20 protein-coding genes and 1 tRNA gene are annotated in these 17998 nt (G+C 61.9%); 8 read left to right on the top strand and 13 right to left on the bottom strand.

Annotated elements, in window-relative coordinates:
- Window positions 1-38: 38 nt before the first annotated feature.
- Complete coding sequence (locus ACZ6YA_RS01410) at window positions 39-746, bottom strand: arginyltransferase (protein ID WP_465894964.1); 708 nt, start codon at window positions 744-746, stop codon at window positions 39-41.
- Window positions 747-802: 56 nt separating this feature from the next.
- Complete coding sequence (gene aat, locus ACZ6YA_RS01415) at window positions 803-1483, bottom strand: leucyl/phenylalanyl-tRNA--protein transferase (RefSeq protein ID WP_465894966.1); 681 nt, start codon at window positions 1481-1483, stop codon at window positions 803-805.
- 372 nt (window positions 1484-1855) lie between these two features.
- On the opposite strand from aat, the gene ACZ6YA_RS01420 reads away from it, so the two are divergent.
- The 6 genes from ACZ6YA_RS01420 (at window position 1856) to cysG (ending at window position 9418) form a co-directional block, all read left to right on the top strand.
- Window positions 1856-4321 (top strand): DNA translocase FtsK, encoded by a 2466-nt coding sequence (locus ACZ6YA_RS01420; RefSeq protein ID WP_465894967.1) that lies wholly within the window; start codon window positions 1856-1858, stop codon window positions 4319-4321.
- Window positions 4322-4382: 61 nt separating this feature from the next.
- Window positions 4383-5006, top strand: a complete 624-nt coding sequence (gene lolA / locus ACZ6YA_RS01425; protein WP_465894968.1) for an outer membrane lipoprotein periplasmic chaperone LolA — start codon at window positions 4383-4385, stop codon at window positions 5004-5006.
- 12 nt (window positions 5007-5018) lie between these two features.
- Window positions 5019-6344 (top strand): replication-associated recombination protein A, encoded by a 1326-nt coding sequence (locus ACZ6YA_RS01430; RefSeq protein WP_465894969.1) that lies wholly within the window; start codon window positions 5019-5021, stop codon window positions 6342-6344.
- Window positions 6341-6715, top strand: coding sequence for a fluoride efflux transporter CrcB (gene crcB, locus ACZ6YA_RS01435; RefSeq protein ID WP_465894971.1), 375 nt, complete (start codon window positions 6341-6343; stop codon window positions 6713-6715). Before ACZ6YA_RS01430 ends, crcB begins: the two co-directional genes overlap by 4 nt.
- A 30-nt stretch (window positions 6716-6745) precedes the next feature.
- Entirely contained in the window at window positions 6746-8026 is a 1281-nt protein-coding gene (gene serS / locus ACZ6YA_RS01440; RefSeq protein WP_465894973.1) for a serine--tRNA ligase, read from the top strand.
- Entirely contained in the window at window positions 8027-9418 is a 1392-nt protein-coding gene (cysG, locus tag ACZ6YA_RS01445) for a siroheme synthase CysG (protein WP_465894974.1), read from the top strand.
- 34 nt (window positions 9419-9452) lie between these two features.
- Here the strand turns inward: cysG and ACZ6YA_RS01450 are convergent, their stop codons facing one another.
- The 8 genes from ACZ6YA_RS01450 to ACZ6YA_RS01485 form a co-directional block, all read right to left on the bottom strand.
- A complete protein-coding gene (locus ACZ6YA_RS01450) occupies window positions 9453-10409 on the bottom strand; it encodes a glutathione S-transferase family protein (RefSeq protein WP_465894975.1) in 957 nt (318 codons plus the stop codon).
- A gap of 92 nt (window positions 10410-10501) precedes the next feature.
- Window positions 10502-11506: a glycosyl transferase family protein gene (locus ACZ6YA_RS01455; protein WP_465894976.1), complete on the bottom strand. Its 1005-nt coding sequence runs from the start codon at window positions 11504-11506 to the stop codon at window positions 10502-10504.
- Entirely contained in the window at window positions 11503-11838 is a 336-nt protein-coding gene (locus ACZ6YA_RS01460) for a TusE/DsrC/DsvC family sulfur relay protein (protein WP_465894977.1), read from the bottom strand. The genes ACZ6YA_RS01455 and ACZ6YA_RS01460 overlap by 4 nt, the downstream gene beginning before the upstream one ends.
- Window positions 11835-12131, bottom strand: a complete 297-nt coding sequence (gene tusB / locus ACZ6YA_RS01465) for a sulfurtransferase complex subunit TusB (RefSeq protein WP_465894978.1) — start codon at window positions 12129-12131, stop codon at window positions 11835-11837. The genes ACZ6YA_RS01460 and tusB overlap by 4 nt, the downstream gene beginning before the upstream one ends.
- The gene (gene tusC / locus ACZ6YA_RS01470; RefSeq protein ID WP_465894979.1) at window positions 12131-12490 is read right to left on the bottom strand and encodes a sulfurtransferase complex subunit TusC; all 360 of its coding nucleotides are present in this window, start codon (window positions 12488-12490) and stop codon (window positions 12131-12133) included. Before tusC ends, tusB begins: the two co-directional genes overlap by 1 nt.
- A 1-nt stretch (window position 12491) precedes the next feature.
- Entirely contained in the window at window positions 12492-12884 is a 393-nt protein-coding gene (gene tusD / locus ACZ6YA_RS01475; protein ID WP_465894980.1) for a sulfurtransferase complex subunit TusD, read from the bottom strand.
- A gap of 85 nt (window positions 12885-12969) precedes the next feature.
- On the bottom strand, window positions 12970-14349 hold the full coding sequence (locus ACZ6YA_RS01480) for a nucleobase:cation symporter-2 family protein (RefSeq protein WP_465894981.1): 1380 nt from the start codon (window positions 14347-14349) through the stop codon (window positions 12970-12972).
- A 185-nt stretch (window positions 14350-14534) separates the two neighbouring features.
- Window positions 14535-15206: a Bax inhibitor-1/YccA family protein gene (locus ACZ6YA_RS01485; RefSeq protein WP_400794346.1), complete on the bottom strand. Its 672-nt coding sequence runs from the start codon at window positions 15204-15206 to the stop codon at window positions 14535-14537.
- A gap of 134 nt (window positions 15207-15340) precedes the next feature.
- Here ACZ6YA_RS01485 and ACZ6YA_RS01490 point away from each other — a divergent pair.
- A tRNA-Ser gene (locus ACZ6YA_RS01490) sits at window positions 15341-15428 on the top strand.
- 79 nt (window positions 15429-15507) lie between these two features.
- Here ACZ6YA_RS01490 and arfB read toward each other — a convergent pair.
- The 3 genes from arfB to ACZ6YA_RS01505 form a co-directional block, all read right to left on the bottom strand.
- The gene (gene arfB / locus ACZ6YA_RS01495) at window positions 15508-15921 is read right to left on the bottom strand and encodes an alternative ribosome rescue aminoacyl-tRNA hydrolase ArfB (protein ID WP_465894982.1); all 414 of its coding nucleotides are present in this window, start codon (window positions 15919-15921) and stop codon (window positions 15508-15510) included.
- Between the two features lie 111 nt (window positions 15922-16032).
- A complete protein-coding gene (locus tag ACZ6YA_RS01500; RefSeq protein WP_465894983.1) occupies window positions 16033-16476 on the bottom strand; it encodes a YqaA family protein in 444 nt (147 codons plus the stop codon).
- Between the two features lie 171 nt (window positions 16477-16647).
- Window positions 16648-16857: a hypothetical protein gene (locus tag ACZ6YA_RS01505; RefSeq protein ID WP_465894985.1), complete on the bottom strand. Its 210-nt coding sequence runs from the start codon at window positions 16855-16857 to the stop codon at window positions 16648-16650.
- 262 nt (window positions 16858-17119) lie between these two features.
- Between ACZ6YA_RS01505 and ACZ6YA_RS01510 the strand changes: the two genes are divergently transcribed.
- Complete coding sequence (locus ACZ6YA_RS01510; protein ID WP_465894986.1) at window positions 17120-17998, top strand: LysR substrate-binding domain-containing protein; 879 nt, start codon at window positions 17120-17122, stop codon at window positions 17996-17998.

Consider the following 17998-nt stretch of genomic DNA (forward strand, 5'->3'; position numbering starts at 1 on the left):
TGGATTATGCCGGAAAATAGTGTGTCAAGCCAATGCTTTCAGTTGAGGGTGACCCAGCGCTGGTTGATCAGCAGTTCGATCGGGCGGTACTGGGTCTTGTAGTTCATCTTCTTGCAGTTCTTGATCCAGTAGCCGAGGTACACCGCTTCCAGGTTTTGGCGCAGGGCTTCGGTTATCTGCCAGAGGATGGCAAAACGCCCTAGGCTGCGCCGTTCTTCATCCGGTTCATAGAAGGTGTATACCGCCGATAGGCCGTTTGGCAACAAGTCACACACCGCCACGGCCAGCAGGCGGCCCGCCAGGCGAAATTCGTAGAACCAGCAGAACGGCAGGTCGCGGACCAGAAAGGTAGAAAACTGGTCGCGGCTGGGTGGGTACATGTCGCCATCGGCGTGGCGGGTCTCGATATAGCGTCGGTACAGGTCGAAATATTCTTCCTTGAAGGCCGGCCTTGCCGCCGTCACGGTGAGGTCGGCATTGCGCTTGAGGATGCGCCGCTGCTGGCGATTAGGAATGAAGCGCGCGGTGGGAATGCGCGCCGGTACGCAGGCGTTGCAATTCTGGCAATGCGGGCGGTACAGGTGGTCGCCGCTGCGCCGAAAACCCATTTCCGACAGGTCGGCGTACACGTTCACATCCATTGGCTGGCTGGGGTCGAGGAACAGCGTGGTCGCCTGCTCGTCCGGCAGGTAGCTGCAGGAGTGGGGCTGAGTGGCATAGAACTTCAATCGCGCCAACTCTGTCATGATCGACCCCTTCGGTGAGACTTTGTTTTAAGTGTAAGCCAGCTCCAGAAACTCGCCTAGTTGAGCCAGATGGCACTGTTCGGCTGATCCAGGTAGCGATCCAGGTACTCGGCGAAACGGGCGCGGCTGATGGCGCGGGCGCCCAGGCTGTGCAGGTGGTTGGTCGGCATCTGGCAGTCGATCAATACGAAGCCGGCCTCGCGCAAGTGGTTGACCAGGGTTACGAAACCGACTTTGGAGGCATTGTCGGCGCGGCTGAACATTGATTCGCCGAAAAACAACCGACCTATGGCCAGGCCATACAGGCCGCCGACCAGCTCGCCGTCCTGACGCACCTCTACCGAATGGGCAATGCCACGTTTGTGCAGTTCGCAGTAGGCGTTGCGCATGGTGTCAGTGATCCAGGTGCCGTCGGCGTAGTCGCGAGGTGCGGCGCAGGCGTCGATCACGGCGGGGAAGGCGGTGTCGAAGCTGACCTGGTAGCGCCCCTGGCGCATCAGCTTGGCCAGTGAGCGCGACACGTGCAGTTCGTCCGGCAGCAGCACGGTGCGAGGGTCTGGCGACCACCAGAGGATCGGCTGGCCGTCCTGGTACCAGGGGAAGCAGCCGTGGCGATAGGCCTGCACCAGGCGCTCGGGGCTCAGGTCGCCGCCGGCGGCGAGCAGGCCGTTGGGGTCGTGCAGGGCCTTTTCCAGTGGCGGGAAAGTCAGCGAGTCGCGGGTCAGCCAGGTGAGCATGGTCTATCGTGCGGTGGGGGAGGGGAGAGGCCAGCATGGCAAGGCGGGCTGGCGGGGTCAATGCCGTGCGCAGGTTTACCGGGAAATGGGCCTGTTCAGATGAAACAATAGGCATTTTCCCACGCATTCGTGAGGCTGCAGGCACCATCTGGTACATTTGCTGTCACACCTGTGCAAAAACACAGCATAAGCCTTTGTCACAAAAGAAAATGCATGCTCAAATTGCAGTCATACGAAAGTCGCCCCCAGCCAAGCTCCATACGGCGTGCCGCCATGGCGGCCGGCGGGCAGTAATGTTAAAAGTGGTGGTTCATTGGCCGGGCGCCGGCCGATCACCACTGGACGCGCAGCACGCGCAGGAATAGACGCGTTTTGAAGAAATCCACCGCAACTCCAGCTCCTTTGCCAGTGCCCCTGTGGCGGCAGCAGCTGCATTACCGCCTCAAGGAAGGTGCGTTGATCGCTGTCGGCGCCCTGTGCCTGTACTTGTGGATGGCGCTGCTGACCTACGATACCTCGGACCCTGGCTTCAGCCACACCAGCAACGTTGACCAGGTGCAGAACGCCGCCGGGCGTGCCGGTGCGTACTTCTCCGACATCCTGTTCATGGTGCTCGGCTACTTCGCCTATATCTTCCCGCTGCTGCTGGCGATCAAGACCTGGCAGATTTTCCGTGAGCGCCATCAGCCCTGGCAGTGGAGTGGCTGGCTGTTCTCCTGGCGCCTGATCGGCCTGGTGTTCCTGGTACTGTCGGGTGCGGCTCTGGCGCATATCCACTTCCACCCACCGGCCAGCCTGCCGTTTTCCGCAGGCGGCGCCCTGGGTGAAAGCCTCGGCGACCTGGCGCGCAATCTGCTTAATGTGCAGGGCAGCACGCTGATGTTCATTGCCCTGTTCCTGTTCGGCCTGACCGTGTTCACCGACCTGTCGTGGTTCAAGGTGATGGACATGACCGGCAAGATCACCCTTGACCTGTTTGAACTGGTACAGGGCGCGGCCAACCGTTGGTGGGAGGCGCGCAACGAGCGCAAGCGTCTGGAGGCCCAGTTGCGTGAGGTCGACGAGCCAGCCTTCGATCTGGGCGCCAAGGCCACTGAAAAGCGTGAGCCGAGCAAGCCCCAGCTGCGCGAACGCTTGGTCGAGCGCGAAGAACCGCCTGTCCGGCCAGCCGCCCCGCGGGAGCCTGTGGTGCCGCGTGAGATGCCCCGCGAGCCGGTGATAAGCCGTGAACCATCCGTGGCGCCGGTGATAATCCCGCCAACGCCTGCCAAGGCAGTAGAGCCGAGCAAGCGGGTCATGAAGGAGAAACAGGCGCCGTTGTTCGTCGACAGCGCCGTTGAAGGCACCTTGCCATCGATTTCCATCCTTGACCCGGCCGAGGTCAAGAAGATCGAGTATTCGCCGGAATCCCTGGCGGGTGTCGGCCAGCTGCTGGAGATCAAACTCAAGGAATTCGGCGTCGAGGTTTCGGTAGATTCGATTCACCCAGGCCCGGTTATTACCCGCTATGAAATCCAGCCGGCCGCCGGTGTGAAGGTCAGCCGCATTGCCAACCTGGCCAAAGACCTGGCGCGTTCGCTGGCGGTGACCAGCGTGCGGGTGGTCGAGGTCATCCCCGGCAAGACCACCGTGGGTATCGAGATCCCCAACGAAAACCGGCAGATGGTGCGTTTCTCCGAAGTGCTCGCCACGCCCCAGTACGACGAGCAGAAATCGCCGGTCACTCTGGCCCTGGGCCACGACATCGGCGGCAAGCCGGTGATCACTGACCTGGCCAAGATGCCTCACTTGCTGGTAGCCGGTACCACCGGTTCCGGTAAATCGGTGGGTGTGAACGCGATGATCCTGTCGATCCTGTTCAAATCCGGCCCGGAAGACGCGCGGCTGATCATGATCGACCCGAAAATGCTCGAACTGTCGATCTACGAAGGCATTCCGCACCTGCTGTGCCCGGTGGTCACCGACATGAAAGACGCTGCCAACGCGCTGCGCTGGAGCGTGGCCGAGATGGAGCGGCGCTACAAACTGATGGCGGCCATGGGCGTGCGTAACCTGGCCGGCTTCAACCGCAAGATCAAGGACGCCCAGGAGGCCGGCGAGATCATTCACGATCCGCTGTACCGCCGCGAGAGCATGGACGACGAGCCGCCAGCGCTGAAGACGCTGCCGACCATCGTCGTGGTGGTCGACGAATTCGCCGACATGATGATGATCGTCGGCAAGAAGGTCGAAGAGCTGATCGCCCGAATCGCCCAGAAGGCGCGGGCTGCCGGTATCCACCTGATCCTTGCCACCCAGCGTCCGTCGGTGGACGTGATCACCGGCCTGATCAAGGCCAACATCCCGACCCGCATGGCGTTCCAGGTATCGAGCAAAATCGACTCGCGGACCATCATCGACCAGGGTGGTGCTGAGCAGCTGCTCGGCCACGGTGACATGTTGTACATGCCACCGGGTACCAGTCTGCCGATTCGTGTGCACGGCGCATTCGTCTCCGACGACGAAGTGCATCGCACGGTCGAGGCCTGGAAGCTGCGCGGTGCACCGGACTACAACGACGACATTCTCAATGGCGTTGAGGAGGCCGGCAGCGGCTTCGATGGCGGCGGGGGCGGTGGCGATGGTGACGATGCCGAAACCGATGCCCTGTATGATGAGGCCGTACAGTTCGTCCTTGAGAGCCGCCGTGCGTCCATCTCTGCAGTGCAGCGCAAGCTGAAGATCGGTTACAACCGCGCTGCGCGGATGATCGAGTCGATGGAGATGGCTGGCGTGGTCACTCCGATGAACAGCAACGGCTCGCGGGAAGTGATTGCCCCCGGCGGCCCGCGCGACTGATGAACACCTTGCCGGGCGCCTGCAGGGCGCCTGGCTCATTTACTGTGCTAAGAGGATTTCCATGCGCGCGATTCGCATGCTGTTGGTTTCTGCCCTGGCTATGGGCTCTGTGTCGGCCCATGCCGGCGAGCTGGACGTGAAGCGCCTGACCCAGTTGCTGGAAAAGTCGCAGACCATCGAGGCCAATTTCTCTCAATTGACGCTGGGCGCCGACGGTACCAGCCTGCAGGAGACTGCTGGCCAGATGACGGTCAAGCGCCCGGGCCTGTTCTACTGGCACACCAATGCGCCGCAGGAGCAGGTCGTGGTGTCTGATGGCAAGATGGTCACCCTGTGGGATCCAGACCTGGAACAAGCCACCATCAAGAAGCTCGACGTGCGCCTGAACCAGACGCCGGCGCTGTTGCTGTCCGGTGACGTGTCGAAGATCAGCCAGAGCTTCGACATCAGCTCCAAGGAGCAGGGCGAAGTGATTGACTTCACCCTCAAGCCCAAGACCAAGGACACCCTGTTCGACTCGCTGCGCGTCTCGTTCCGCAAAGGCCTGATCAACGACATGCAGCTGATCGACAGCGTCGGCCAGCGCACCAACATCCTGTTCAATGGCGTCAAGGCCAACCAAGCGGTGGCGGACAGCAAGTTCAAGTTCGACGTCCCGAAAGGCGCGGACGTTATCAAGGAGTAAGCTGAGCTCACCATGGACCTGTTTCGAAGCGAACCCGTTGCCCAGCCTCTGGCTGCCCGCCTGCGTCCGTCCAACCTGGACGAGTACGTCGGCCAGGAGCACCTGCTGGCACGCGGCAAGCCGCTGCGTGAGGCGCTGGAGCAGGGCGCGCTGCACTCGATGATCTTCTGGGGGCCGCCGGGCGTGGGCAAGACCACGCTCGCGCGGTTGCTGGCACAGTTCTGTGATGCGCACTTCGAAACGGTATCGGCAGTGCTGGCAGGGGTCAAGGAGATCCGCCAGGCCGTCGAGGTCGCCAAGCAGCAGGCCGGCCAATATGGCCGGCGTACCATCTTGTTCGTCGACGAGGTGCATCGTTTCAATAAGTCGCAGCAAGACGCGTTTCTGCCGTATGTGGAAGATGGGACGCTGCTGTTCATCGGTGCCACTACCGAAAACCCGTCCTTCGAGCTAAACAATGCTTTGCTGTCGCGTGCGCGTGTCTATGTACTCAAGAGCCTCGACGAGCCGGCGCTGCGTAAACTGGTCAACCGCGCCTTGACCGAAGAGCGGGGCCTGGGCAAGCGCAACCTGCGTGTCGGTGATGATGCCTTCAAGATGTTGATGGCCGCCGCCGATGGCGATGGTAGGCGCATGCTCAACTTCCTCGAAAATGCCTCTGACCTGGCTGAAGACGGCAGTGAAATTGGCGTCGAGATGTTGCAAAGCCTGCTTGGTGACAGCCGTCGTCGTTTCGACAAGGGCGGCGAGGCTTTCTACGACCAGATTTCCGCCCTGCACAAATCCGTGCGCGGATCCAACCCTGATGCTGCTCTCTACTGGTTCGCACGTATGCTCGATGGCGGCTGCGACCCACTGTATATCGCCCGCCGAGTAGTGCGCATGGCCAGCGAGGACATCGGCAACGCCGACCCGCGCGCCTTGAGCCTGTGCCTGGCTGCCTGGGACGTGCAGGAACGTCTGGGCAGCCCCGAAGGCGAGCTGGCGGTGGCCCAGGCGATCACCTACATTGCCTGCGCACCGAAGAGCAACGCCGTGTACATGGGCTTCAAGACTGCCCTGCGCGAAGCTGCCGAGCATGGCTCGCTGGAGGTGCCGCTGCACCTGCGCAACGCGCCCACCAAGTTGATGAAGCAGCTGGGCTATGGCGATGAGTACCGTTATGCCCACGATGAGCCCGATGCATATGCCGCAGGCGAAGACTACTTCCCCGACCAGCTCGAACCACGCCAGTATTACCAGCCGGTGCCCCGCGGACTGGAGCTGAAGATCGGCGAAAAACTGCGCCATCTGGCCGACCTCGACCGCAACAGCCCCCGCCAGCGGAGAAAACCGTGATCGCACTCATCGCCGCAGTGAGTGCGGGCGGTATCGCTGGTACCTTGTTGCGCTTCGCCACCTCGAACTGGGTCACGGCCCACTGGCCCCGGCACTACTACCTCGGTACGCTGGCGGTCAACCTGGTCGGCTGCCTGCTGATCGGCCTGCTCTACGGCCTGTTTCTACACAAGCCGCTGGCGCCGGTCGAACTGCGCGCCGGCCTGATCGTCGGCTTCCTGGGTGGGCTGACGACGTTTTCCTCTTTTTCGCTCGATACCGTGCGCTTGATGGAAAGTGGGCAAGTGCCCCTGGCCGTGGGCTATACCGGTATTAGCGTGATGGGCGGGCTACTGGCCACCTGGGCCGGCCTGTCCCTGACCCGACTCTGAACCAACCTACACACATAACGAGAGAACGACATGCTCGATTCCAAACTGTTACGCGGCCAACTTCAGGAAGTGGCTGACCGCCTCGCCTCCCGTGGCTTCAGCCTGGATGTCGCGCGCATCGAATCGCTGGAAGAGCGCCGCAAGGCGGTACAGACCCGCACCGAGCAACTGCAGGCCGAACGCAACGCCCGCTCCAAGTCGATCGGCCAGGCCAAGGCCAAGGGCGAAGACATCGCACCGCTGATGGCAGACGTCGAGCGCATGGCCGCTGAACTGGCCGCCGGCAAGGTTGAGCTGGACGAGATCCAGGCTGAACTGGACGGCATCGTCCTGACCATTCCAAACCTGCCGGACGCCAGCGTCCCGGTGGGTGCAAGTGAAGACGATAACGTCGAAGTGCGCCGTTGGGGCACGCCGAAAGCGTTCGATTTCGACATCAAGGACCACGTCGCCCTGGGCGAAATCAGCGGTGGCCTGGACTTCGAGGCCGCAGCCAAACTGTCTGGCGCCCGTTTCGCCGTGCTGCGCGGCCCGATTGCCCGCCTGCACCGCGCCCTGGCGCAGTTCATGATCAACCTGCACACTGGCGAGCACGGTTACGAAGAGCATTACACCCCGTACCTGGTCCAGGCCCCCGCGTTGCAGGGTACCGGTCAGTTGCCGAAATTCGAGGAAGATCTGTTCAAGATCACCCGCGAAGGCGAAGCTGATTTTTACCTGATCCCGACCGCCGAAGTGTCGCTGACCAACCTGGTGGCCGGCGAAATCATCGACGCCAAGCAGCTGCCGCTCAAATTGGTTGCCCACACGCCGTGCTTCCGCAGTGAGGCCGGCGCTTCGGGTCGTGATACCCGCGGCATGATCCGTCAGCACCAGTTCGACAAGGTCGAGATGGTCCAGGTGGTCGAGCCGTCCAAGTCGATGGAAGCCCTGGAAGGCCTGACCGCCAACGCCGAACGCGTTCTGCAGTTGCTGCAGCTGCCTTACCGCGTGCTGGCCCTGTGCACCGGCGACATGGGCTTCGGCGCCGTGAAGACCTACGACCTGGAAGTATGGGTGCCGAGCCAGGACAAGTACCGTGAGATCAGCTCCTGCTCCAACTGCGGTGACTTCCAGGCGCGCCGCATGCAGGCCCGCTGGCGCAACCCGGAAACCGGCAAGCCGGAACTGGTGCACACCCTCAACGGCTCCGGCCTGGCGGTGGGCCGTACCCTGGTAGCGGTGCTGGAAAACTACCAGCAAGCCGATGGCTCGATTGTTGTGCCAGAAGTACTCAAGCCCTACATGGGCGGTGTCGAGGTCATCCGCTAAATGGATTACCTGCCGCTGTTCCACAAGCTGCAGGGCGGCCGTGTGCTGGTCGTCGGCGGCGGCGAGATTGCCTTGCGCAAGGCACGCCTGCTGGCCGATGCCGGCGCCGCGCTGCGGGTGGTGGCGCCGGATGTCGACGGCCAGCTGGCTGCGCTGGCCCGTGAAGGTGGCGGTGAAGTGCTGGTGCGCGGCTATCAGGCGGCCGACCTACTCGGCTGCCGCCTGGTGATTGCGGCCACCGATGACCCTGGGCTCAATGCCCAGGTGTCGGCCGATGCGCAGGCGCGTAGCCTGCCGGTCAACGTGGTGGATGCACCTGCCTTGTGCACGGTGATCTTCCCGGCGATCGTCGACCGTTCACCCTTGGTGGTGGCGGTGTCCAGTGGTGGTGACGCCCCCGTGCTGGCGCGCTTGATTCGCGCCAAGCTGGAAGCCTGGATTCCGTCCACTTATGGCGAGTTGGCCGGCCTGGCAGCGAAATTCCGCCACAAGGTCAAGGCGCTGTACCCGGACGTCAACCAGCGCCGTGGCTTCTGGGAAACCGTGTTCCAGGGCCCGATCGCCGAGCGCCAACTGGCCGGGCAGGGTGCCGAGGCCGAGCGGCTGCTGCAGGCGATGGTCGACGGCGTTCCGGTGCAGCAGGGTGGCGAGGTGTATCTGGTTGGGGCGGGGCCGGGCGATCCGGACTTGCTGACCTTCCGCGCCTTGCGCCTGATGCAGCAGGCTGACGTGGTGCTGTACGACCGCCTGGTAGCACCAGCGATCATTGAGATGTGCCGCCGTGATGCCGAGCGTATCTACGTGGGCAAGCGCCGTGCTGATCATGCAGTGCCGCAGGACCAGATCAACCGCCTGCTGGTCGATCTCGCTCGTCAGGGCAAGCGTGTGTTGCGCCTGAAGGGCGGCGATCCGTTCATCTTCGGCCGGGGTGGCGAAGAGATCGAAGAGCTGGCCGAGCAAGGCATCCCGTTCCAGGTGGTGCCTGGCATTACCGCGGCCAGTGGTTGCTCTGCTTACGGCGGCATTCCGCTGACCCACCGCGACTATGCCCAATCGGTGCGTTTCGTTACCGGTCACCTCAAGGACGGTACCAGCAACCTGCCTTGGGATGACTTGGTGGCGCCGGCCCAGACCCTGGTGTTCTACATGGGCCTGGTGGGGTTGCCGACCATCTGCGCCGAGCTGATTCGCCATGGTCGAGCGGCCACTACCCCGGCGGCGTTAGTGCAGCAGGGCACTACGCGCAATCAGCGGGTGTTCACCGGCACCTTGGCGGACCTGCCGGCACTGGTGGCCCAGCATGAAGTGCATGCACCGACCCTGGTGATTGTCGGGGAAGTGGTGCAGTTGCGCGAGAAGCTGGCCTGGTTCGAAGGCTCGCAGCAAGACTGAATTGAAAAGGGCCGCTAAGCGGCCCTTTTCATTTTCAGCTCCAGATCCCTTTACCCGCCAACCGTTCCCGATCATGCGGCAGATTGAAGTCCTGCAACGGCCCCTTGGGCACGATACCGGTGGGGTTGATGGTCTTGTGGCTCATGTAATAGTGCTTCTGGATGTGCTCCATGTTCACGGTCTGCGCCACGCCCGGCCATTGGTACAGCTCACGCAGCCAGTTGGACAGGTTTGGGTAGTCGCTCAGTCGGCGCAGGTTGCACTTGAAGTGGCCGTGATACACCGCGTCGAAGCGCACCAGCGTAGTGAACAGGCGCACATCGGCCTCGGTCAGGTACTCGCCCGCCAAGTAGCGGTTGCGGCTCAGCAGCTCTTCCAGATCATCCAGCTCGTTGAACACGTCATCGAAGGCAGCCTCGTAGGCTTCCTGGGTGGTGGCGAAGCCTGCACGGTATACGCCGTTGTTCACGGCCGGGTAGATGCGTGCATTGAGTGCGTCGATGGTTGGGCGCAGCGGCTCGGGGTACAGGTCCAGCGTATTGCCCGTCAGCTCGTCGAAGGCGCTGTTGAAGATGCGGATGATCTCTGACGATTCGTTGTTGACGATGCGTTTCTCTTTCTTGTCCCACAGCACGGGTACGGTCACTCGGCCGGTGTAATGTGGGTCATCCTGGGTGTAGCGCTGGTGCATGAAATCGAGGGCGTCGAGGTGGTCGCCAGTGGAGCCCTGCTGCTGGTCGAAGGTCCAGCCGTTTTCCTGCATCAGCCAGCTCACCACCGACACATCGATCAGTGACTCCAGTCCTTTGAGCGCGCGGACGATCAGGGTGCGGTGCGCCCATGGGCAGGCCAGCGAGACATACAGATGGTAGCGACCGGCTTCAGGGGCGGGCAGCTGATTGCGGCGTTGGGCGTTCTCGCGCTTAAAGGCGCCATCCTTGCCGTTTTCGTACCACTGGTCATGCCAGCGGCCGTCGATCAAAAGGCCCATGGTGAGCTCCTCGGAACAAAGTTGTTTGTCGTTGGAGCCCAGTCTAGGGAAAAGCGTTCGAATAAATAGCGCAAAGACTGCGGGGTAATAATCTACTTATTCGATTGGTTTCGAGCGCCCCAGTAACCGCGTGCGGTAGCGAACGCCTGATCGCGGTCTTGGCCCAAGCCCCGCAGTGCCAAGGCCATGGTCGCCACCACGGCCATCTCACCGTAGGTGTCTGCAGCTTCACCCCGCCAAACCGACAGCAGCTGCTCGGGCTGCAAGCTCGCCGGCTTCACATGTCGCCTTTCGCTCAGGGCCGGCCATTCCTCGTCCCAGGCTTCACCGGCACTGGTGCCATACAGGTGGCTGATAACGTCCGGGTTGACTTCGATTTCGCCGCCATCGCCTTTGATCACCACAACGTGATCGCCGAGCAGTCGGCTGGCTTCGCGGTGCACGGCCTGATAGCCAGGGTGGAAGATGCTCTGCAGGCCGCAGCGTGCGCTCAGAGGGTTGAGTACCCGGGCCAACGAGTGGATCGGCGAGCGCAGGCCGAGGGTGTTGCGCAGGTCGATCATCCGCTGCAGTTGCGGCGCCCAGTCCTGCAATGGGAAGAACGCCAGGCGCTGCTGGTCCAGGGCTTGCTCGACGGCATCCCAGTCGCGGCACAGTGGAATCTCCAGCAGCGCCAACAGTTGCTCGGTGTACATGCGCCCAGCGGTGTGGGCGCCGCCTCCGTGCAGCAGGATGCGCACGCCGTTGTCGGCCAGGCACTTGGCGGCCAACAGGTACCAGGGCAGGTGGCGTTTCTTGCCGGCGTAGCTTGGCCAGTCCAGGTCGACGGCGATGCGCGGGGCTTGCAGGTGGGCGCGCAGGGCTTCGGTGAAGCCGGCCAGCTCCTCGGCGCTCTCTTCCTTGTGTCGCAACAGCATGAGGAAGGCGCCCAGTTGGGTGTCTTCGACCTTACCTTCCAGCAGCAACGTCATGGCTGCGCGGGCTTCATCGCGGGTCAGGCCGCGGGCGCCGCGCTTGCCTTTGCCAAGGATGCGCACGAATTCGGCGAACGGGTGTTCGGCCGGGGTTTCCAGGGTCAGCGGGCGAGCTTCGGTCATATGCAATTGGTCGGTTTGGGCAGGCCCGCCAGCTTGGCGGCAAGTTTGGCGGGGGTGCCGTTGAACAGGCGGTTCAGGTGCGGGCTGTTGCCCTTTTCCGCGCCCAGCTTGAGCGCGGTGTATTTGATCAGCGGGCGTGTGGCCGGGGACAGTTGGTACTCCTCGTAGAACTGGCGCAGCAGTTCGAGGATCTCCCAGTGGTCGGCGGTCAGCGGGATGCTTTCCCGCTCGGCCAGCGCTTCGGCGACGGCGTGGGACCAGTCTTGCAGGTCGACCAGAAAACCGTCTTTATCCAGGGCGATCGCCTGGTTGTCTACCGTAAGGATGGTCATAGCCAGCTGTTGACCTTGTCGTAGTGCAGCGACAACGTGACGAACGCCTGATAGTCCACGGCCTTGGCCAGTTCGCTGGTGATGGCGCGTGCCTGCAGGTCTTCGTCGAGCGCGAACAGGCGCTGGCCCAGCCCGGCCGATTGCAGCAGGCGCTGCGTCTCGCTGCCGTCGCGCAGGGCATAGACCGCATCGCCGCACAGGAGCAACGCATCTTCGCTGTCGAGCAGGCGCAGGCAGCTGTTCAGGCGGTCGTCACCAAAGGGAGAGTGGGATATCACATGCAAAGTTGGCATCAGAGAGTCACTACCTGGTCAAAGCGGGCAATCAGTGCCTTCAGCGCGGTATCGTCCAGCACGTCTACCGGCATTTCCAGCGTATCTGCAGCCAGCCCACGGATAGACAGGCTATGCTTGCAGGCGAACAGTTCCTCGACGCCGAACATTGGCAGGGCCTGCAGGTTGGCAGCAAGGTTCTTTTGTTGCAGCGCCGCAGGTTGCTGGCCTGGCGCAAGTTGGAATACGCCGTCATCGAGAAACAGCATGCCCAGCGGGAGGTCGAAGGCACCGCCAGCCAGGGCGATGTCCAGGGCCTCGCGCGCCGATGGGCCGTTCCAGGGTGCCTGGCGGCTAATGATCAACAGGGACTTGGCCATTTCAATCGCCTCCAAAGCAGACCAGGCGGTCGGCCAGTTGTGCCGCTTCATGCAGTTGGCCCAGACCTGACAGCTCCCACGGCTCGGGCAGGTTTACCGCTGGGCGCTGGTAGCGATTGGCTTCGGCTTCGTCGAGCACGCCGCGACGCAGGGCTGCAGCAATGCAGACCACGGCGTCGAGTTGCTGGCTGTCGATAAAGGCGCGCCACTGGGCGGCGATATCCTGTTCATCCTGGGGTGCGACCACGTTGGCCGAAGCGCTGTGAACGCCGTCCTGATAGAAGAACAGCCGGGCAATCTCATGCCCGTCGGCCAGCACCGCCTCGGCGAAGCGCAGGGCGCGCCGCGAGGAGGGCGCATGGGCCGGGGAAAAAACCGCGAGTGCGAATTTCATGGACAACTCGTGCAAAGGAATGCCGCCATGATAAAGCAAAAAGCCCGCACGGGTGGGCGCGGGCTTTTTGACTGGGGCCGGGCCGTCAGGCGTGTTCCTTGCTCTCCGGCAGGAACCAATTCAGCACCAGGGCGCAGATGCCGCCGGTGGCTACACCGGACTCCAGCACGTTGCGGATGGCCGCCGGCATGTGTGCCAGGAACTCCGGCACCTGGGCCACTCCCAGGCCCAATGCCAGCGACACCGCGATAATCAGCAGCGCACGGCGGTCCAGGCGGGTGCTTGCCAGGATGTTGATGCCCGAGGCGGCGACGGCACCGAACATGACCATGGCCGCGCCCCCCAGTACGGGTTCAGGCACCGCTTGAATCACGCCGGCAACGCTCGGGAACAGGCCCAGGACCACCAGCATAATGGCAATCCAGATACCGATATGACGGCTGGCAATGCCGGTCAGCTGAATCACGCCGTTGTTCTGGGCAAAGATTGAGCTTGGGAAGGTATTGAACAGGCCGGCCAGCAGGGAGTTGGCGCCATTGACCAGTACGCCGCCCTTGATCCGCTGCATCCACACCGGGCCTTCGACCGGCTGGCGCGAGACCTTGCTGGTGGCAGTGACATCGCCGATGGCTTCCAGTGAGGTGACCAGGTAGATCACCAGCATCGGGATGAACAGTGCCCAGGAGAATCCAAGGCCGAAGTGCAGTGGCGTCGGCACCTGGAACAGCGCGGCGTCATGCATACCGGTAAAGTCCAGGCGGCCGAGGTATCCCGCCAGGGCGTAACCCACCGCCAGGGCGATGACGATGGCGCAGCTGCGCATCCACACCACAGGGATGCGGTTGAGGATAACGATGATTGCCAGCACCACGCCCGACAGCAGCAGGTTCTCGCCATTGGCGAAGGTGCCATTGGCCATAGCGCCGAAGCCACCGCCCATGCTGATCAGGCCGACCTTGATCAAGGTCAGGCCGATCATCAGCACCACGATGCCGGTTACCAGCGGCGTAATCAGACGTTTGACGAACGGCAGGATGCGCGACACGCCCATCTCGACGAACGAACCGGCGATCACCACGCCAAAGATCGCTGCCATCACGCTTTCAACCGGCGTGCCCTGCTTGACCATCAACGCGCCACCGGCAATCAGCGGCCCGACGAAGTTGAAACTGGTGCCTTGCACGATCAGCAGCCCGGCGCCAAATGGACCGAAGCGTTTGCACTGCACGAAGGTGGCAATGCCCGAGATGACCAGCGACATCGACACGATCAGGTTGGTGTCCCGCGCCGAAACGCCCAGCGCCTGACAGATCAGCAAACCTGGAGTAACGATTGGCACGATTATCGCCAGCAAGTGCTGCAGTGCCGCCAGCAGGCCGATCAGCAGCCGTGGCTTGTCCTCAAGGCCAAGCACCAGTTCATTGGCAGGCGCATCCGCGCCTGGGCTGTGTTCGTGTGAGCTCATCGGTGAAGCTGCCCCGGAAGAAAAAAGGAGCGCATTCTACGGGGTGGAGCGCAATAGGGGTAGTGGCAAGCACGATGCCCGCACGATCGCGGGTTTATCGCTGAACAAGCTGACTTTTAAGTCAGCCTTTAGGCACAAAAAAGCCCGCCGAAGCGGGCTTTCGTGGTGCGGGCAACCGATCAGGATCAGTCGTCGCGGCCCATGATGCCGAACAGCTGCAGCAGGCTGACGAACAGGTTGTAGATCGATACATACAGGCTGATGGTCGCCATGATGTAGTTACGCTCACCGCCGTGAATGATCGCGCTGGTCTGGAACAGGATGCAGACCGAGGAGAACAGCACGAAGCCAGCGCTGATCGCCAGTTGCAGGCCGCTGATCTGGAAGAAGAAGCTTGCCACGACCGCACCCAGCAGGACAAAGAAGCCGGCGGTGATGAAGCCGCTGAGGAAGCTCATGTCCTTGCGGGAGATCAGCACGTACGCCGACAAGCCGCCGAACACCAGGGCGGTCATGGCGAAGGCCGAGCTGACGACTTCGGCGCCACCGCTCATACCCAGGTAACGGTTAAGGATCGGGCCGAGAATGAAGCCCATGAAGCCGGTGAGGGCGAAGGTGGACACCAGGCCCCAGACCGAATCACGCAGTTTGGCGGTAAGGAAGAACAGGCCGTAGAAGCCGATCAGCACGACGAATACGTTCGGATAGCCGACGCGCATCTGCTGGGCAACGAAAGCCATGACACCACTGAAGGCAAGGGTGAGTGCCAGCAGGCTGTAGGTATTGCGCAGGACTTTGCTGACCTCGCGCTGCTCGACCTGCTGGCCGTTGTGTACGGCGTAATCCTGTTCGCGCATGGCGACACTCCTTGGTAAACCTGTGGTTTTGGAACGTTCAGATGCTAGGAGTCTATCAGAGCTCCTGCAACCGGCGACATAGAGAGTTTGACAGCGTGTTTCATTACGGTATTATGGCGGCCGCAAAACGAGCTGGAAGCGTGGCCGAGTGGTTTAAGGCAACGGTCTTGAAAACCGTCGATGGGCAACTATCCTAGAGTTCGAATCTCTACGCTTCCGCCACCATTTTCGAAAAAGCCCTGATTTTTCAGGGCTTTTTTGTGTCTGATGTCCCGTGACCTGGCGCGTTCCACCACCAGCCCTAGAACTCCACTTTGCCCCGACCCGCCTTAACAGTGCCCCGCCTGGCTTTTCCGTCGAGGCGACGGGTCTTCGAGCCGAGGGTCGGCTTGGTGGGGCGGCGTTTCTTCTCGGTCTTGCCCGCACTGATGATCAACTCGGCCAGACGCGCCAGCGCGTCAGCACGGTTCTGCTCCTGGGTGCGGTACTGCTGGGCCTTGATGATCAACACGCCATCGCCGGTGATGCGACTGTCACGCAGCGCCAGCAGTCGTTCCTTGTAAAACTCGGGCAGCGATGAGGCCGGGATGTCGAAGCGCAGGTGCACGGCGCTGGAGACCTTGTTGACATTCTGCCCACCCGCGCCTTGCGCGCGGATGTAGGTTAGTTCGATGTCGGCATCCGGCAGATGCACGGTATTGGAGATGGTCAGCATGACAGGGCCCTTTTAATTGCCCTCATTATCTTAGCCTTCGCCGCTCTCCCAAAGAACAACGTACATTTCCCTCCGGCGGAGCCCCAGCGTGCACAGCCTGAACTTCGGCACTCAAGGCATGCTCCCCAGTACCACAAACGCAAGAATCGCGTATCGGCCACCTTTGGCCAGCGACACAATCAGCAGAAAGCGCCACAAGGGTTCTCTCATCACCCCCGCGACCAGCGTCAATGGGTCGCCTATCAAAGGCACCCAACTCAGCAAGAGTGACCAATAGCCATATCGCTGGTACAGGTTCTGCGCTTTCTGCAGCTTGTCAGGCCCCACGGGAAACCAGCGGCGGTCCCGGTAATGATCAATCCCCCGGCCGAGAAGCCAGTTCACCAGCGAACCCAGCACGTTACCCAGGGTTGCAACGGCAAGTAGCGTCAAGGTGGCGTAGTGCTCTGACACCAGCATACCCACGAGCACCGCCTCGGACTGCATCGGCAGTAATGTCGCGGCGCCGAATGCAGCCAGGAAGAGACCAAGGTAGCTGCCTATGGCAAAGATCATGGCGACGGTCTCGAGAGGAGATGTCTGAATTCTCGATTTTTCAGCACTGATAGCATGCAAAACTTCCTGTGGTGCGGTTTTCCTGGATGCGATGTGTCACGAACGGAGTGTACGGGAACGAAAAAAAGGCGCCGCAGCGCCTTTGATCATCGAGAAGCAAAAAGCAGTAGCTCAGGAGCGACTTTTAGAATCCGCCTTTGTTTTGTGGACGAGTGGAGCCGGCTTTTGTGCTTCCTTTTGCTCATCGCTCCAAAGCCGTTGCTGATCTTCCCGGAACGCCTTGTTGAACTTGTGGGCGCGCTCAGCCCCACCCTCTGCGAGGGCGTGTCCGCTGACACCTGCTACCAGGGCGGCAATAAAAAATAGTTTGGTCAGTCGCATGTCAAACTCCGGGGCTGGATCCTGAGAGATCGTGTGGTTTCGATGCCCTGAAGCTTAAAGACCTGCTTCTGACGCCAACGTGAGGCGAAAATTACAGTATTGAAAGGCTGTGCAGGCGAGCCCAACGAGTACAGCAACCGCAATGGAGAACAGGCGGCATCAGTATGTTTGGGAAATGGACTACAAGACAGGGGCGGAATCTGATTATTTGACACATTCTGGCATCATGCACACCAGCCAAAAATTCAAAACTGAACCCCCAATGTCAGACTCCACCAAACCCAATCGCCCCATCTACGACCTGGACATGCTCCGCACGCTGGTCATGGTGGCCGACTGCGGCAGCTTCACCACCGCCGCCGCGCGCCTGCATTCCACGCAGTCCACGGTCAGCCAGAAGGTCCGCCGCCTGGAAGAAATGGTTGGCCAGCAATTGCTCGACCGCAGCAACCGCGAAGTACACCCCACCGACGCCGGCGAAACCCTGTTGGGCTACGCACGCCACCTGCTAGCGGTAAGCAACCAGCTGACCGAAGCGATGTCGGGTGGCATCACGGTCACCGTGCGCATCGGCCTGCCGGACGACTTCGTCGCAGGCAAGACGATGCAGGCGTTGGCGGCGTTCAACCGAAAGAACCCCAAGGTCAAGCTGGAGATCACTGGCGGGCTCAGTCGTGACCTGATGAGCACTTATGATCGCGGCGAACTGGACCTGGTGCTGGTCAAGCAGCGTCGCCACAGCCGTGAAGCTGTAGCCTGCCAGCCGGAGCGCATCGACTGGCTCGACAGCGCGCAGTTTCCGTGTTTTGCCCAGGACCCGATCCCGCTGGTGACCTTCCCGCCGCGTGGCCTGTACCGTGACGACATGATCAGTGCCATCGAAGCCATGGGCCGTAATTGGCGCATCGGCTTTACCAGTTCGAGCCTTGCGGGGATCCAGGAAGCAGTGGCCAATGGGTTGGGCGTCAGCCTGCTGCCGCACCGGGTGGTGACGGCGGCGCATCGGGTACTGGGGGCGGAGGAGGGCTTCAAGCCAATCACGGTATTCGAGGCCGCGATCTTCCATCGCCCGACAGCCGATCCGGTGGTCAAGGCGCTGGCGGAAATCCTGATTGGCATCCTCAGGTCAGAGGCGGATTAA

Source organism: Pseudomonas sp. NPDC090752 (genome assembly GCF_055584805.1).

Excerpts from the sequence above, each read along its gene's own strand:
- ACZ6YA_RS01410 (WP_465894964.1), bottom strand. The coding sequence starts at position 746 with ATGACAGAGTTGGCGCGATTGAAGTTCTATGCCACTCAGCCCCACTCC.
- aat (WP_465894966.1), bottom strand. The coding sequence starts at position 1,483 with ATGCTCACCTGGCTGACCCGCGACTCGCTGACTTTCCCGCCACTGGAA.
- lolA (WP_465894968.1), top strand. The coding sequence starts at position 4,383 with ATGCGCGCGATTCGCATGCTGTTGGTTTCTGCCCTGGCTATGGGCTCT.
- ACZ6YA_RS01430 (WP_465894969.1), top strand. The coding sequence starts at position 5,019 with ATGGACCTGTTTCGAAGCGAACCCGTTGCCCAGCCTCTGGCTGCCCGC.
- serS (WP_465894973.1), top strand. The coding sequence starts at position 6,746 with ATGCTCGATTCCAAACTGTTACGCGGCCAACTTCAGGAAGTGGCTGAC.
- cysG (WP_465894974.1), top strand. The coding sequence starts at position 8,027 with ATGGATTACCTGCCGCTGTTCCACAAGCTGCAGGGCGGCCGTGTGCTG.
- ACZ6YA_RS01450 (WP_465894975.1), bottom strand. The coding sequence starts at position 10,409 with ATGGGCCTTTTGATCGACGGCCGCTGGCATGACCAGTGGTACGAAAAC.
- ACZ6YA_RS01455 (WP_465894976.1), bottom strand. The coding sequence starts at position 11,506 with ATGACCGAAGCTCGCCCGCTGACCCTGGAAACCCCGGCCGAACACCCG.
- ACZ6YA_RS01460 (WP_465894977.1), bottom strand. The coding sequence starts at position 11,838 with ATGACCATCCTTACGGTAGACAACCAGGCGATCGCCCTGGATAAAGAC.
- tusB (WP_465894978.1), bottom strand. The coding sequence starts at position 12,131 with ATGCCAACTTTGCATGTGATATCCCACTCTCCCTTTGGTGACGACCGC.
- tusC (WP_465894979.1), bottom strand. The coding sequence starts at position 12,490 with ATGGCCAAGTCCCTGTTGATCATTAGCCGCCAGGCACCCTGGAACGGC.
- tusD (WP_465894980.1), bottom strand. The coding sequence starts at position 12,884 with ATGAAATTCGCACTCGCGGTTTTTTCCCCGGCCCATGCGCCCTCCTCG.
- ACZ6YA_RS01480 (WP_465894981.1), bottom strand. The coding sequence starts at position 14,349 with ATGAGCTCACACGAACACAGCCCAGGCGCGGATGCGCCTGCCAATGAA.
- ACZ6YA_RS01485 (WP_400794346.1), bottom strand. The coding sequence starts at position 15,206 with ATGCGCGAACAGGATTACGCCGTACACAACGGCCAGCAGGTCGAGCAG.
- arfB (WP_465894982.1), bottom strand. The coding sequence starts at position 15,921 with ATGCTGACCATCTCCAATACCGTGCATCTGCCGGATGCCGACATCGAA.
- ACZ6YA_RS01500 (WP_465894983.1), bottom strand. The coding sequence starts at position 16,476 with ATGATCTTTGCCATAGGCAGCTACCTTGGTCTCTTCCTGGCTGCATTC.
- ACZ6YA_RS01505 (WP_465894985.1), bottom strand. The coding sequence starts at position 16,857 with ATGCGACTGACCAAACTATTTTTTATTGCCGCCCTGGTAGCAGGTGTC.
- ACZ6YA_RS01510 (WP_465894986.1), top strand. The coding sequence starts at position 17,120 with ATGTCAGACTCCACCAAACCCAATCGCCCCATCTACGACCTGGACATG.